Annotated in this window: 16 protein-coding genes and 1 pseudogene; 13 read left to right on the forward strand and 4 right to left on the reverse strand. The window is 64.1% G+C overall.

Annotation, left to right across the window (positions count from 1 at the left end):
• From DI276_RS17815 to DI276_RS50010, 4 genes are all read left to right on the forward strand, one after another.
• Window positions 1-1,021: WD40 repeat domain-containing protein (locus DI276_RS17815; protein WP_198680732.1), on the forward strand; the 1,021-nt coding region annotated here is incomplete at its 5' end.
• Window positions 1,022-1,126: 105 nt separating this feature from the next.
• Window positions 1,127-1,492: a hypothetical protein gene (locus DI276_RS17820; RefSeq protein WP_112264718.1), complete on the forward strand. Its 366-nt coding sequence runs from the start codon at window positions 1,127-1,129 to the stop codon at window positions 1,490-1,492.
• 65 nt (window positions 1,493-1,557) lie between these two features.
• The gene (locus DI276_RS17825; RefSeq protein WP_112264720.1) at window positions 1,558-2,322 is read left to right on the forward strand and encodes a GntR family transcriptional regulator; all 765 of its coding nucleotides are present in this window, start codon (window positions 1,558-1,560) and stop codon (window positions 2,320-2,322) included.
• Between the two features lie 66 nt (window positions 2,323-2,388).
• Window positions 2,389-3,174, forward strand: a complete 786-nt coding sequence (locus DI276_RS50010; protein WP_157984777.1) for a hypothetical protein — start codon at window positions 2,389-2,391, stop codon at window positions 3,172-3,174.
• Here DI276_RS50010 and DI276_RS50015 read toward each other — a convergent pair.
• Window positions 3,108-3,632 (reverse strand): hypothetical protein, encoded by a 525-nt coding sequence (locus DI276_RS50015; RefSeq protein WP_157984778.1) that lies wholly within the window; start codon window positions 3,630-3,632, stop codon window positions 3,108-3,110. The genes DI276_RS50010 and DI276_RS50015 overlap by 67 nt on opposite strands.
• Before the next feature lie 486 nt (window positions 3,633-4,118).
• Window positions 4,119-4,283, reverse strand: a complete 165-nt coding sequence (locus tag DI276_RS50020) for a hypothetical protein (protein ID WP_157984779.1) — start codon at window positions 4,281-4,283, stop codon at window positions 4,119-4,121.
• Window positions 4,284-4,463: 180 nt separating this feature from the next.
• Here DI276_RS50020 and DI276_RS17845 point away from each other — a divergent pair, with 180 nt between their 5' ends.
• Together DI276_RS17845 and DI276_RS17850 are read left to right on the forward strand one after the other, a co-directional pair.
• Entirely contained in the window at window positions 4,464-5,432 is a 969-nt protein-coding gene (locus DI276_RS17845) for a hypothetical protein (protein WP_157984780.1), read from the forward strand.
• The gene (locus DI276_RS17850; protein WP_112264729.1) at window positions 5,429-6,508 is read left to right on the forward strand and encodes a hypothetical protein; all 1,080 of its coding nucleotides are present in this window, start codon (window positions 5,429-5,431) and stop codon (window positions 6,506-6,508) included. Before DI276_RS17845 ends, DI276_RS17850 begins: the two co-directional genes overlap by 4 nt.
• 26 nt (window positions 6,509-6,534) lie before the next feature.
• On the opposite strand, the gene DI276_RS17855 is transcribed toward DI276_RS17850, so the two are convergent.
• Window positions 6,535-6,963, reverse strand: a complete 429-nt coding sequence (locus tag DI276_RS17855) for an NUDIX hydrolase (RefSeq protein ID WP_112264982.1) — start codon at window positions 6,961-6,963, stop codon at window positions 6,535-6,537.
• A 72-nt stretch (window positions 6,964-7,035) separates the two neighbouring features.
• On the opposite strand from DI276_RS17855, the gene DI276_RS17860 reads away from it, so the two are divergent.
• From DI276_RS17860 to DI276_RS17890, 7 genes and pseudogenes are all read left to right on the forward strand, one after another.
• Entirely contained in the window at window positions 7,036-7,815 is a 780-nt protein-coding gene (locus DI276_RS17860; protein WP_112264984.1) for a GntR family transcriptional regulator, read from the forward strand.
• 134 nt (window positions 7,816-7,949) lie between these two features.
• Window positions 7,950-8,366 carry a hypothetical protein gene (locus DI276_RS17865; RefSeq protein ID WP_112264986.1) on the forward strand — a complete coding sequence of 139 codons (417 nt, stop codon included), beginning with the start codon at window positions 7,950-7,952 and terminating at the stop codon, window positions 8,364-8,366.
• 14 nt (window positions 8,367-8,380) lie between these two features.
• Window positions 8,381-8,629 carry an AMED_5909 family protein gene (locus tag DI276_RS17870; protein WP_112264731.1) on the forward strand — a complete coding sequence of 83 codons (249 nt, stop codon included), beginning with the start codon at window positions 8,381-8,383 and terminating at the stop codon, window positions 8,627-8,629.
• Window positions 8,630-8,975: 346 nt separating this feature from the next.
• Window positions 8,976-10,448 (forward strand): FtsK/SpoIIIE domain-containing protein, encoded by a 1,473-nt coding sequence (locus DI276_RS17875; RefSeq protein WP_112264733.1) that lies wholly within the window; start codon window positions 8,976-8,978, stop codon window positions 10,446-10,448.
• Window positions 10,445-12,095 (forward strand): annotated as a pseudogene (locus DI276_RS17880) (replication initiator). Before DI276_RS17875 ends, DI276_RS17880 begins: the two are co-directional and overlap by 4 nt.
• Window positions 12,096-12,109: 14 nt before the next feature.
• The gene (locus tag DI276_RS17885; protein WP_112264735.1) at window positions 12,110-12,298 is read left to right on the forward strand and encodes a helix-turn-helix domain-containing protein; all 189 of its coding nucleotides are present in this window, start codon (window positions 12,110-12,112) and stop codon (window positions 12,296-12,298) included.
• An 81-nt stretch (window positions 12,299-12,379) separates the two neighbouring features.
• Window positions 12,380-13,558 (forward strand): tyrosine-type recombinase/integrase, encoded by a 1,179-nt coding sequence (locus tag DI276_RS17890; protein WP_232836732.1) that lies wholly within the window; start codon window positions 12,380-12,382, stop codon window positions 13,556-13,558.
• Window positions 13,559-13,611: 53 nt separating this feature from the next.
• Here the strand turns inward: DI276_RS17890 and DI276_RS17895 are convergent, their stop codons facing one another.
• Entirely contained in the window at window positions 13,612-14,775 is a 1,164-nt protein-coding gene (locus tag DI276_RS17895; RefSeq protein ID WP_112264739.1) for an acyl-CoA dehydrogenase, read from the reverse strand.
• Between the last annotated feature and the right edge of the window lie 68 nt (window positions 14,776-14,843).

The following is a 14,843-nucleotide window of genomic DNA, read 5'->3' on the forward strand; positions in this document are numbered from 1 at the left end:
ATGGTCACCCGACAACACCCGCATCCTCACCGGCAGCAACGACAACACCGCCCGCATCTGGGACGCCACCACCGGCCAACAACTCCACCAACTCACCGGACACGACAGCACCATCAACACAGTCACCTACTCACCCGACAACACCCGCATGCTGACCGCTGACGAAAACGGCACCGCCCGCGTCTGGGATGTCACCACTGGCCAACAACTCCACCAACTCACCGGACACAACAGAGCCATCAACGCAATCACCTACTCACCCGACAACACCCGCATGCTGACCGCTGACGAAAACGGCACCGCCCGCGTCTGGGATGTCACCACCGGCCAACAACTCCACCAACTCACCGGACACAACAGAGCCATCAACGCAATCACTTACTCACCCGACAACACCCGCATCGTCACCGGCAGCGACGACAACACCGCCCGCATCTGGGACGCCACCACCGGCCAACAACTCCACCAACTCACCGGACACAACAGAGCCATCAACGCAATCACTTACTCACCCGACAACACCCGCATCGTCACCGGCAGCGACGACAACACCGCCCGCATCTGGGACGCCACCACCGGCCAACAACTCCACCAACTCACCGGACACAAACGCGGGGTGAGATCCGTCGCATGGTCACCCGACGGCACCCGCGTTCTCACCGGCAGCAATGACGGCACCGCCCGCATCTGGGACGCCACCACCGGCCAACAACTCCACCAACTCACCGGACACAACGACTGGGTGAAGTCCGTCGCATGGTCACCCGACGGCACCCGCGTTCTCACCGGCAGCGACGACGGCACCGCCCGCACCTGGGACGCCACCACCGGCCAACCGTTGAGCCCCGTCGTCGTTCTGTTGCCTGACGGGAACTTCGCTGTATTCGATGGACAGAGGAGCAAGGTGATCGAGTGCAGCGAGGGCGCCTGGCGGTGGATCGGGTGGAACGTCGTCGGCGATCGAGGAGTGGATCGCCTGCCAGCCGAGGCTTTCGGCCCGCTTCCAGTTCGGCCTGATTAGGCCTGGCGGGGAAGATGGTCTACTAGGATCGTTCTCACTGAGTAATCACCTTTGGCGCCAGAGGTTCCCCCGGTCGTGGCTCCCGCGCGGGTTACGTTCGAACTCATGGGACGTCTTCTCGGTTTGCTCGCCGCTCTGGCGCTCGCCATGGGCTTCGCCGTGTTCTCGGCCCCGCTTGCCGGTGCGTCGGAGGGCACGCGCTGGCTCGTTGCGCCGTGCCCGTCCGGTTCGAAGGCGCTGTGGTTGCCGCGCGTCGACAAGTTCGGCACCGATTTGAGCTGCACAACAGAGGAAGCTCGGGGCAAGGCGGTCAAGGAGGCCGTGGACAGCGGTAGTCCGACGCGGATGATGAACGTCGCGATCGCGTTCGCCCAGCAGATCGCGGACAAGTCCTTGACGCCGGAGTCGCCGTGCATGCTGGGGGCCAAGGGGGCGATCGGCGACGCGATGGGCACCTGCGTAGCGGCTTAGCGTTCTCCCGCGGGGTAGCTTGGTTGCTGTACAGAACCGGCGGCCCCGCTGAGGAGAGATGGCTCATGGCCGACAACGCCCAACGAGGGCGCGTTGGCTATCGGGACATCGCGAACGACCTCCGGCAGCAGATCGACTCCGGCGAACTACCGCCTGGCAGCAAGGTTCCTGGCGAGAACGACCTCATGGGCCAGTACGGCGTGGAGCAGCCAACCGCGCGGCGCGCTCTGGACGTGCTGAAGAACGAGGGCTTGATCGTCGCCAAACGCGGCTCCGGAACGTTCGTCCGTGAGTTCAAGCCGATCAGGCGCGTGTCCCCAGACCGATTGCAGGCCAACACTTCGTGGGGAGCCGGCCGACCGATCTGGAACACCGACGTCGGCACGCGACCACGAACGGAGGGCGTGACGGTCGGCGTGGAACTTCCCCCGGCTGCGATCGCCGAGGTTCTCCAACTCACCGACGGCGCCCGCGTTTTGACGAGGCCGCGCAGGTATGTCGTCGACGACAAGCCCGTTCAACTCGCAACGTCGTACTACTCGGAGACACTCATCGCAGGCTCTGCGGTCACTGAGGTCGACACCGGCGAGGGCGACGCATACGCCCGGCTCAAGGAGCTGGGCTATGAGCCTGCGAGGTTCCGGGAAGAGCTTCGCGTCCGCATGCCGCGAGAGGACGAGCGGCAGGCTCTCGATCTCGCCCAAGGCACTCCGGTGATCCTGATCGTGCGGACGGCGTTCACCGCTGAAGACCAGCCGGTCGAGATCAACGAGATGGTCCTCGACTCGGCGGCGTACGTGCTCGAGTACAAGTTCACCTCCTTCGACTGACTTGCCTTTCTGTACAGAACTGTGCTCGCTAGCCGCGGCGAGTTCTGTACAGAACAGCTGGTTGCCATGCCGAGCGTGCTCATCGCGCCCTACATCACCGCGTGGAGTGCCGAGCAAGATCTGCCGTGTGTGCTGGTGGAGTGGCCTGACCGCGGCATCGGATACGCCAACGAACTGCTGAGCGACCGGGATCGGCACGGAGTGCTGTGGCAGCAAACCGCCCTACGTCATCGGGTCGGATGGCCTGAGTTCACTCGGGTTCGTCCGTTGCGACAGCGGCGCGCGATGGAACTGTTGCTGTGTCAAGTCTGCGGTGGGCCTGCCGATAGGAACGACGATGGTGTGCTTTGGCTGCAACGAGATCATCGTGACGACTGGCCACAGTGGCCTGAGGGCATGGCTTCAATGGAGCCGCCGGTGTGCTTGACATGTGTTCCGGTCGCGATGCAGATGTGTCCAGTGTTGCGGCGCGGAGCTGTCTTGGTTCACGTCAGGGAGTACCAGATCGCCGGTGTGCGAGGCGCGCTCTATCGGCGGAGTGTCCTGGCGCCATCGGCGATCGTCGCGGGGAACTTCACTTACGACGATCCGGCGGTGCGCCGGGTTCTTGCCTCGGCTTTGATCCGCGAACTGCGCGGCTGCACCACCGTTTCGTTCGAGGAACTTCATGCTGTCGGTAAGGAACGATTTTCCCCCGTTACGACGCGAGGGATGAGCAGGTCCGACTCGTCGAACTCAGGGGCGTCCGGGCGGTTGATCTCATGGATGATCCGGTACTCATGCACTCATCGCTCCAACCCGCGTTCGTCGCTGAACCGGATGACCAACGTGACGTCGTTCTTGTCGCCGTGACGCAACAAGTCCGGCACTTCGAGCGCCATCTGCAGTGACTGCTGGGGAACGCCTTCCGGGAGCCGTCCTGCGATCCGGTCGTGAGGTTCGGTCCACACCACGGGCCCACCGCCGCTATGGCGCACCTCGATCTTCACTTCGAGCGCCGCGAATGGCGTCGTATTAGCAAGTCGCAGCAGTTTGGAAAGTGGACCCATACGGTAATGGGAGTACGTCGCTTGAAACGACGGACGCCGTGCCATTGCGAGCGCGTGGTTGGCGGCTTCAGCTGCGGAACTGGTCTTGCTGGCCGAGCGGGAGGCGAAGAACGCGGAGAAAGCACCGGCGATCACCGACACCGACCCCGCAACCGCGGCAAGGGCGGAAGCGTTGTCCTTCAGAGCGGACCAGAACGACATGGCTGGGAGCGTGCCAGGCCCGATCCCCAGCCGCACCATCAACTGACGACCGATCGACACCCGCGACCAGCCCAAAACGACAAACGGCCTGGAGGCGGGTGCCTCCAGGCCGTTCGAATGTCGTGGAACTCAGCCGTTGAGCACGGCGCGCGACATCACGACGCGCTGGATCTGGTTCGTGCCCTCGTAGATCTGCGTGATCTCTCACCGGGATGTCAGCGAGCTGGCGCTTTGAGCTGGAATCTGACCTCTACCAGCGCGGATACGTCTCGACAGTTCTCGGTGGTTCTCGACGCTTTCTGACGTTCGACGGCCTGTGGACGGCCTGAGATCTGATCAACCTCACCTCGGGCATCATCCCGACACGAAGCCGATCTCGCGGTCAGTGGTGGCGGGTCAAGACACGCTTTCCCGTCTTGACGCGGTGCCGCTGGCCGTGACTGATCATGGCGTGTCGGGGTGGTGCCCTTCGCGCTGTCTTGGGGTCGTTGCTCGGTGGCAAGGCGGCGTAGCCGTCGCGGCAGTCGATCGCCGTGCCCGGCTCTGTCAGCTGGCTGTCTGCGCGATCGTCCCGGCTGGTATCTGCTGGTAGCTCGTGGTTGAGGTTCCGCCGTCGGCGGTGCGCTGCCGCGCCACCTCGTGGGCCGTGCCGCCGTGGCCGGCGGGCGGAGCGAAGCGGGAGCCCGACGTGCCCGGATGGATGCGGGCCACGCTGGTAGGCGACTGGCCCACTGCGCGCCGCCGACGGCGGCGCGCCTTGATCCCATAAAGCTGAGTTCAGCAGTTAACGCCATCGTGTACCGGCGCAACAGCATGGGTTTTGAGTCAGATCTGCAGGCTGCCCCACTGGTAATGTCTCGGCGATCCGCAGGGCTACGGGGAGGAGTTGCAGTGGAAGAGCGGCTTCTTCCTCTCAACGGCCTACTAGCACTCCTCACGCCTCACGACCACACTCCGCCGTTGCTTCACCGCGCTGGCTTCCGCCTGCAAGGACTTGAAGTTCCCCTTACAGGAGACCTAGGGAAGGTCGTTGTCGACGCGGTCTTGTTTCACCCAGACCACTCACTCATCGTGCTCTGTGAGTGCAAGTCGGGTGCCAACGTCGAGGCGCCCCAAGCACGGAAGTACGCAGTCATCGAACCAGCCACGGTCGTGAACACGGTGAGGATCACTCTTACTCAGCGCGTGGAACCAACTGTGGTCGTGTTGTACATCTGCCAGGGACAGCATCTCGCCCGGATCAAGCAGGGCCTCGACGCCGAGAAGCTGGAGTTCCCAGTTGTCGGGGTCTCTTCCACCGGCATGATCTTTGACTGTCCACAGTCGACGCCCAAAGTCCTACGCGAAGCACTACAACCCCCAACATTGGGACTGGCCAACGTCCTTCCTCGCCTGATTGAGTTTGATCAAGACTCTCCCACCGAGGCGTTCGAGTCTGCGGTGATGGCGCAGCTCGTCGCGGCTATGGCTCACAGGAAACAACATGTGGGTGTGAAACACATCGCAGAGCGGGCAGCGCCTCACCTAGCGCTGTACGGTCACGGTGCGCGCAACCAGCTGGTCAAGAAGGTTGGCGAGGCCGCACGGAAGATCGCGAACGCGGACAGCACTTCCTTCACGTTCCAATCGCCTATGGCTGGCGACCAAGATGGTGGCGTCGTCCACCTCTTGAAGAGCCCAGAAGAGAACGACCTGCGCGGCCGAACTCAGGGCTACCAAGCACTGATGCGCGGCAACCGAGCTAGGCGCAAGAAGGCCGCTCCGGCCGACCCTAACCAGCTCGACCTGTTGCAGGTGCTCGAGCAGGCGGATGATGACGGCGGGGATGACGTGGTTGACATCGGGGAGGACATGCCGTGATCACTCGCGCGGACATGAACGAGCAGCTGCACCTCGGCTCAAACACGCCCACCAAGACGTTCGTAGTCGAGGCGCACGCAGACGACCCCCGGCTCCTGCTTGAGGATGTGGTCGGCCGCTCCAACTTGGAGGCGACAGCCGATGCCTTCCTCTTCAAGGCGCACCTCGACAGCGGCGAACTCTGGATTGATCAGCTCGATAGGCGATTCTGGTCGATCCACACCGACATGGGAATGAAGGATGCGCACGACTTCCTACGAAAGGAAGTCGAAGGCCGGCGAGAGCTGGACTGGATTTGGCTCCCCTCTGACCACCTCCGCAATATTTGGCCAAACACTCAGCCACAAAGAGTGGTTACAACCTTTGATGGAAGCCGATTCAGCGAGGAGGACGCCCCGACAAAGGGACTTAAGGTTCAAATGTCGGGACACGGCGCAACCAAGCTTCTCGACTTCATTGCAGGAAACGACGATTTTCGGTACTCTGTATCTTTCCACAGCTCACAAACACCGTTGATCGACCCCGATCTTGGCTCGATTGTCGAAGGAGTCAACCGAAAGGGCCGGTTCGCCGTCTCTGGGGACTCTTTTGAATTTCACCTCCAGGTCGTCCACTCTGTCGTTAGACGATACAAGCGCCTGGTCGAACTCTGCGAGTCCAAGGCGATCAGCTACACCACGCATGACGAGATAGACGGAGGAGGAATGCTGGACGGCGGGTCAATCCTGATCAAATTCAGTCGCAAGATCACCGACATTCCAGCCTTCCTCGGGGAGCTCTTCTCCGCGCGAATCCCCTACCGCCTATGGGGAATGCCCCGCTTCCTTGACACTCACGCTGAAGTCGACGCCGTGGATCTCCATGTTGGCCAGGCCCTTCGCATGGACTTCGGCGAGGACTGGCTACGCGTGTACCTCAACAAAGGATCTTGCGGCAATACAGTCGCCCGACTGGTCTGCAATTTGCAGCACACGTTTGATGGCGCCCTCAGCTTCGCCGATCCAGAGCTTCAGCGAGCCCTCCGTGGGGAGGGCGCAAAATTGCCTGCTCCGCCGCTCCCTCGCTTTGCTCAATAGCACCTTTTACTCACCATCGAAATGCCCTAGCCGACTAGGTCTACTCCATCGTGCGCGCGAGTGATCACATGCGACGAGCTGAAAGCATCGGTGACACGTACGACATAAGCTGGGGCCATTACCTCGCGTACCTCATCGAGCGACATCCATCGCACCTCCGTGGCCTCCTCGGTCACACGGCTAGGTTCACCAAGAGGCGAGCATCGAAAGACAAGAGCGACAATCCCGCGCTTCATGTTCTTATAAACGCCGGTGAGCCGTTCGACGCGAACTGAAATTCCAGTCTCTTCCAAAACCTCCCGACGCGCACCTTCCTCGAAGGTCTCCGAAGTTTCAAGCACACCGCCTGGCGGTTCCCAGTGGCCGTTGTCCCGACGGCGAATGACAAGAACCTTGCCTTCGTCGTTGACGACGATTCCGGCGACGCTCACCGAATGGCGCGGGGTCTCAGTCATTGCCTGCACTTTCCCTCAGCAGACGAGTGTGAGAAACTGAACTCGTCTAGTCGTCTGTAGGAGTAGGTGACCATGCTCGATCTAGGAACTATAGACAGGTCCAACGATCGGCCGCCGTACCGCCAGATCGCGGACATCCTGCGCGCGCACATCGATCACGGACGCCTGGCTCCTGGCGAGCAACTGCCCTCCGAAGCCACGCTGATCGACCACTTCGGGGTAGCCCGGATGACGGTCCGCGAAGCCATCAAGGAGCTGAGAACCGAAGGCCTCGTCGTCGCCCAGCACGGCAAGGGCGTCTTCGTGCGCTCCGCTCCCCCGGTCCGCCGACTCGCCTCTGACCGGTTCGCACGTCGGCACCGGAAGGAAGGCAAGTCCGCGTTCATCGCTGAGGCCGAAGCATCCGGCCACGTGCCGAGCGTCGACCAGATCCGCGTGACGAACGAGGTCGCCTCGCCAGAGGTCGCCGAACGCCTCAACCTCAAGCCGCGGGAACGTGTCATCGTCCGGTCGCGGCGCTACCTCACTGACGGTCGACCCGTGGAGACGGCGACGTCGTACATCCCCGAGTCGATCGCCAAGGGGACGCCGATCGCAGAGGTGAACACGGGTCCCGGCGGCATCTATGGCCGGATTGAGGATGCGGGTCACGAGCTGGCGCGCTTCACCGAAGAGGTCTCGGCACGGATGCCAACGCCGGCCGAACGCAAGGCCTTGGAGATCGGCGCAGGTATCCCCGTGATGACCCTCGTGCGCACGGCGTACGACACGAACGGCGTCCCGGTGGAGGTGTGCGACACGGTCAAGATCGCGCACTCCTTCGTCCTGGAGTACGACGTCCCGGCGCAGTAGTCCGCGCTTGCAAAAGCGAACAATCGGGAGGACTGATTGAACTCCTCTAGACGACTAGCTAACCTGAACTCGTCTAGAGGACTAGGCAAGCTGATGGCCTGATAGTTCGGGCAACGACAGAAGAGGTGCACAACATGGCTATCCCCGCTGGTCACAGGTTTCCGATCACGTTCGACGAGCTGTTTCCGCAGGGCTTCTACGTCATCTCGGTAGAGCGGGCGAACGACTGGGCGGACGGCAAGACCAAGCCCGCCGTCTGCAAGCTGACGGGTCGTCCGGTGTGGACGGTGCAGGGCACGGACCCGTCCGCGAAGGGCAAGAACACAGGTCAGGTCGTGAAGATCGCGGCCGACTACCAGCCGGTTCCGCCGGAGACGTTGGCGGGCACGCCGTTCCGCCCGGCGATGTTCCACGGGCTCAAGGTCACGCCCTACGTGCGGGACGGCTGGGTCAGCTACACGGTGTGGGCCGACGAGATGGTGTCGCCCCAGGCTGCGGGCCGTCCCGGCAAGGCATCCCAGAAGCCAGACGCGTCGCCCGCTGCGGCGTGAGAGGGACGGCTGTGATGACTGTGGCTGAGCAGAAAGTGACGTGGGCGCAGATCGCGCAAATCCAGTCGTTGAGCGAGGCGCACGACTTGTTGCCTCGGATGATGCCGCGCAAGAACGACGATCCGGCGGCACTGCGGCGGTTCCACGAGAAGAGCGCGGCGGTCTACCAGCGCGTGGCCGAGATTGATCGAGGTCATCACCACGAGGCCCTGTACTGGGCTGAACGTGAGGCCCGACTGGCGCGGGAACTGGGCGAGAGCTGATCTCTCAACGCTGATCAACAACTGAAGAACCCGTGTTGGTGTGTCGCGCGGGAAACAGTCGAAAGTCTTGGCGGGCCTCGACTGCTTCCCGGCGATTCACACCGACTCGATCTGCCATGCATTCGTTGGGACACAAGGAGATTCGAGTCATGCAAAGGGTATCGCCACACACATGCGCCGCGTCAAGCGGGACCGATCGACAGTCCGAATGGAAGCTCCCGAACGGTCGGCGTTGCCAGGTGTGCCACCGGTTCGGGATCTACGCGCCCGGACAGATCAAGTGCTGTGCCTGCCTCGGCTGGTTGCCGCTCATCTTCGTCATCGTCGTGAACGGCGGTGGGGCGTGATGTCTGGGAACAGGTGGGTTGATCCGGCTCCGTTCGAGGGCGTCCGGCCGCGTCTGCCGTGGTGGTTCTTCTTGCCTCGGTGGGTCAAGGTCGTGTCGCTGCCGTTCGCCCTGGCGTTGTTGATCGTCTGGCTCGTAGTGCGTCTGGTTTCCCTTGCGGCGCACTACCCGGTAGCCGTCGTCATCGGCCTCACCCTCTACCTCGTGCGGGTCCACTGCGGACTGTGGGCTCTGGTGATCGTCGTGCTGACCGTCGTCGCTGGACTGGTGATCTGGGCGGGGCTTCACCGCCCATCGTTCGTACGGCACGCGTGGCTTCGTGTGCTGACCGAGTGGCGTCGGGCCACGGTCTACGTCCCGCAGTGGCGCACTGTCACACGGCTCGCCGAACTCGCGAAAGACAGTAGGGGCAAGGAGTACCGGCCGAAGCTGCGTCGCGTGCGCTCCGAGGGCTGGCGTGACCGGGTGCGGGTCAAGATGATCCCCGCGCAGTCTCCGGACCAGTGGGAGGCCAGGAGGGACAACCTGGCGCACTCCTTCAACGCCAAGGCATGCCGTGTCCGCGTGTTGAAGCCTCGGGTGCTCGAACTCGACTTCATCCACGCTGACCCGCTGGCTCGTGCGGTGCCGGTGCCTGCGCTGTCCGATGACCCGGGGACGGTGAACCTCAAGCGGGTCATGGTCGGCAAGACGGAGACCGGCCGACCGTGGTTGGTGCGACTGCTCGGCTCTCAGCTCCTCGTCGTCGGTGTGCCCGGTGCGGGCAAGGGCTCGGTGCTGTGGTCGATCGTCTGGCAGCTCGCCCCGGCTATCCGCGCGGGCCTCGTGCGCCTGGTTGGCATCGATCCCAAGGGCGGCATGGAACTCGGTCAGTGCCCGGATGCCTTCGCCAAAGTCGTCTACGACAACGGGCCAGACGCGGTGGAACTCCTCGAGGAGATCGCCGCAGAGGTCAAGGAACGGGCGTCGCGCTATCGAGGCATCCGGCGGCTATGGGCGCGCTCGACCGGTGAGCCGTTCACCGTACTGATCGTGGACGAACTCGCCGACGTCATCGCCTACCAGACGGACAAGAACCTGCGGGAGCGAGCAACGCGGGCCGTCCAGACGATCACCTCGCAGGGACGCGCTCCGGGCTTCGCGGTCGTCGCGCTCGTCCAGGACCCGCGCAAGGAGATCGTTGGATTCCGCCACCTGTTCACGACCCGCGTGGCTCTGCGTCTCGACGAGCCGGTGCAGGTGGACATGGTCCTGGGCGACGGCGTTCGCCAACGTGGCGCGGCTGCTCACGAGATCAGTGAGAACACGCCCGGCGTGGCCTGGGTCAAGCACGACGGCCGCAGGGAACCGGAACGAGCTCGCGCCTTTCACGTCACGGATGCGGACCTGGTCGAGCTCGCGCTGTTCCTCAGTGACGCAACGGTGCACGAGTTCACCGGACGCCCGGACGGGCCAGAAGGGATGGCAGCATGACCGACGTCGTTCCCGCTGTGCCCCTTGATGTTGCAGGCATGACGTCGGCGGAACGTGCACGACTGCCGCTCACGCTGGACGTGATCAAGGCGGCGGCTGAGCAGCACGGCGTGTGCACGCGGCCGGTCATGCGAGAGGTGGTCGACCTCGACACGGGGGAGGTGCGCATTGTCGCGGTGCGCTGCAACTCCACCCAGGCGAGCAAGTGCCCGGCGTGCGCGGACCGCAACCGCCGCTCTCGCATGGCCCAGTGCCGCGAGGGATGGCATCTCGACCAAGAGCCCGTCGCCGAGCGGGAGGCACCCACGGAGGACCAGGTCGCGCTGGTCACCTACCGGTCGGACCTGACGGCGGAGTACCGCAAGGCGGAGTCCGAGGGCGCGGTTGACCAGGTCGACGACCTCCGGGAAGCCATCCGCGAGGCAGACGCCGACCTGCGCGGGGAAGGAGTCCGCGGGAACTTCCCCGCCGTAGAACAGCCGGCCAGAACGGCACCGATCCGGTCGACTCGTCGACGGCAGGACGCGCCCAACCTGCCTCGGCGCAAGGTGGACAAGCGCACGGTAGGCAGAGAGTTCGCGGGCAAGTACCGGCCGTCGACGTTCATCACGCTCACCCTCGACACCTACGGCAAGGTGCGTGACGACGGCACGCCTGTCGACCCGAGTACGTACGACTACCGCCGTGCCGCTCGGGACGCGGTCCACTTCGCGTCGTTGGTCGACCGGTGGTGGCAGAACCTTCGTCGGGTCGTCGGGTTCGACGCGCAGTACTTCGGCACGGTCGAACCACAGAAGCGGATCACCCCGCACGCGCACTTCGCCGTTCGGGGCTCGATCCCACCAGGTCGTCCGTGACGTCACGGCGGCGACCTACCTCCAGGTGTGGTGGCCCAACCACGACGAGGTCAAGTACAGCGGGACGCGGATGCCTGTGTGGGACATGCGCACCAAGGGCTTTGTCGACCCGGACAGCAACCTCCCGCTGGACTCGTGGGCCGATGCGGTGGCACAGCTGGATGTCCCGGCGCACGTGGCTGAGTTCGGCCGTCAGGTGCACTCCAAAGGCATCCTGGGCGGCTCTGAGGAGGCCGGGCGGCACATCGGCTACCTGACCAAGTACCTCGTGAAGTCGATCGCCGAAGTGGTGGAGGTGGACGCCTCGGCTCGGGTCTCCGAGCATGCGGACCGCCTGGCCGCCGAGCTGGCCGTCACGCCCTGCTCGGACCGGTGCGCGGTCTGGCTGATCTACGGCGTGCAGCCCAAGGGCGTGCACTCGCGGATGACGCCTGGTCGCTGCCGCTCCAAGGCACACAGGCGGGAAACGCTCGGCTTGCCCGGTCGGCGGGTGCTCGTGTCACGGCGCTGGTCGGGGAAGACCCTCGCCGAACACAAGTCCGACCGTGCCGCCTTCGTGAAGGAAGCGTTGGCGGCGGCCGGCATCGCCAAAGAGGAGACCGACCGGACGCGGCTGATGTGGTCGCCGGTCCGCGCTGGTGATCCGCACGTCCCCGGCCGCGCAGAGCTGCTCATGCAGATGATCGCGCAACGCCTCAAGTGGCGAGCCGAGTACGAGCAAGCGCAAGCCGTGATCGCTGCACTGCCTCGGCCTGCGCCCGATGTTTCAGCAACTCCGCTAGCTGCCTGATCCGGGGGGATCACATGTCATCCGTCGAACCGCTGTGGGGTGTGGAAGAGGTCTCGCTCTTCCTCGGAGTTCCGGTGAAGACGCTCTACCAGTGGAAGTGGCAACGGGTCGGGCCTCCGGTTCGCAAGGTCGGCCGCCATCTCCGCTATGTGCCTTCGCTGGTGCGGGCCTGGGCTGAACAGCCCGACGACCAGGCCGCTTAGAAGTTTCAGCAATTCGAAGGACAGGAGGAGCCTGCCGTGGGTCACGTCCAAGATCGCTGGTGGAAGGAGGTCAAAGACCCCGTGACGGATGAGGTCACGAAGGTCAAGACCTCCTTGTACGGGCAAGGTTTGCGCTACAAGGTGCGCTACCTCGGCCCCAGCGGAGTCGAGAAGAGCAAGAGCTTCCCCGACAGGCAGAAGAAGCGCGCAGACGCCTTCCTGATCGAGGTGGAGTCGACCAAGTTGGAAGGCAAGTACGTCGATCCCAAGGCCGGTAAGCGGAAGTTCAAGACACAGGCCGAGAACTGGATCAAGGCGCAGTCACCCGACGCTGCTTCGCGAGAGATCATCAAGAGCAGGCTCAACAGCCGGATCTACCCGACCTTCGAGGACATGCCGGTCGGCAAGATCAAGCCTGCGACGATCCGCGATTGGCTCGGCGCGCTCGACGACGCACGGCTGAGCGAGAACTACAAGACGGTTCTCTTCACCATCATGTCGTCGGTCATGGATTCGGCGGTTGAAGACAAGCTGATCATCGAGAACCCGTGCAAGGCCAAGACGATCAAGCGGCCGATGTCGGTGAGCCCGGACATCGTCGTGTGGCCGGAAGAACGCGTGATGGACATCGAGGGTGCGATCGATCCACGGTTCGCGATCGCGTGCCCGCTCGGAGCAGGTGGCGGCCTACGTCAGGGCGAGATTCTGGGCTTCTCCCCCGACGACGTGGACGAGGAAGGGATGGTGCTCAGGGTTCAGCGACAGCTGCGCACCATTCGCGGCACGCTCGTGTTCTCGCCCCCCAAGGGCGGCAAGAAGCGCGTCGTTCCGCTCGCGTCCGGCGTGCTGACCGCGATCACGGAACACATCAAGCTGTTCCCGCCGGTCGAGGTGACGTTGCCGTGGAAGGACCCTGAGGGCGAGCCGGTCACGGTTCGGCTGCTTGCGACCGGTGAGAACGGGCGGCTCTACACGGGCGACCTGTTCCACAAGGTCGTGTGGATGGGCGCGTTCCGGGAGGCAGGGATCAAGTACCGGGGCCGTGCCGACGGGATGCACGCGCTGCGACACTTCTTCGCCTCGGTGCTCCTGGCGCAGGGTGTGTCCATTAAGGAGCTGGCGGAATACCTGGGCCACTCAGACCCCGGCTTCACGCTCCGGACGTACACGCACCTGGTGCCGTCCAGCTACGAGCGGGCGCGGCTCGCCATCAACGGCGTGTTCGGCGGTTCACAAGATCACGGCCTGGAGGCGGCCTGATCATGGAAATCAGGAGCCTCCAGGCCGTGACCCGAAGTGGTGATCTAGCTGTTTCAGCCGTTCAGGACGGCGCGCGACATCACGACGCGCTGGATCTGGTTCGTGCCCTCGTAGATCTGCGTGATCTTCGCGTCCCGCATCATCCGCTCCACCGGGAAGTCCCGCGTGTACCCGGCGCCACCGAACAGCTGCACCGCGTCCGTCGTGACCTCCATGGCCACGTCAGAGGCGAAGCACTTGGCGGCAGCGGTGATGAAGCCGATGTTCGGCTCGCCGCGTTCGGCCTTGGCCGCGGCCACGTACACCATGTGGCGGGCGGCCTCGATCTTCATGGCCATGTCGGCGAGCATGAACTGGACGCCCTGGAAGTCCGAAATGGACTTGCCGAACTGCTTGCGGTCCTTGACGTACGCCACCGCGGCATCAAGAGCGCCCTGCGCGATGCCGACGGCCTGCGCGCCGATGGTCGGACGCGTGTGGTCCAACGTCTTCAAAGCCGTCTTCAGGCCCGTGCCCGGCTCGCCGATGATCCGGTTGGCAGGGATCGTGCAGTTCTCGAAGTAGATCTCGCGAGTCGGCGAGCCCTTGATGCCGAGCTTGCGCTCCTTCGGGCCCACCGAGAAGCCCGGGTCGTCCTTGTGCACGACGAACGCCGAGATGCCGGCGGACTTCTTGGCGGCGTTCGGGTCGGTCACGGCCATGACCGTGTACCAGGTGGACTCTCCGGCGTTGGTGATCCAGCACTTGGTGCCGTTCAGCACCCACTCGTCACCGCTCAGCACAGCGCGGGTGCGCATGGACGCCGTGTCGGAGCCGGCCTCGCGCTCGGACAGCGCGTAGGACGCCATGGCCTCGCCTGAGGCGATGGACGGCATGACGAGTTGCTTCAGTTCCTCGGATGCCGACAGCAGGATCGGCATGGTGCCGAGCTTGTTCACCGCCGGGATCAGAGACGAGGACGCGCAGACGCGGGCGATCTCTTCGATGACGATGCAGGTGGCCACGGAGTCCGCGCCCTGGCCGTCGTACGACTCGGGGACGTGGACGGCCGCGAAGCCCGACTTGACCAGGGCGTTGTGGGCCTCCACCGGGAAGCGCTCGTTCTCGTCGACCTCGGCCGCGAACGGCTTGATCTCCTTCTCGGCGAGCGAGCGGACGGCCTCTCGCAGCGCCTCGTGCTCCTCGGCGAGCTGGTAGGTGCCGAAGCTCGGGTTCACCTTGTTACCTCCCGGTAGCGAGTACTCGGCACGATGTTAGCGCCCGTTCACTACGGACGCCGGTGTGC

The sequence above is a fragment of the Lentzea terrae genome (assembly GCF_003265345.1).
Taxonomy (GTDB): Bacteria; Actinomycetota; Actinomycetes; order Mycobacteriales; family Pseudonocardiaceae; genus Lentzea; species Lentzea terrae.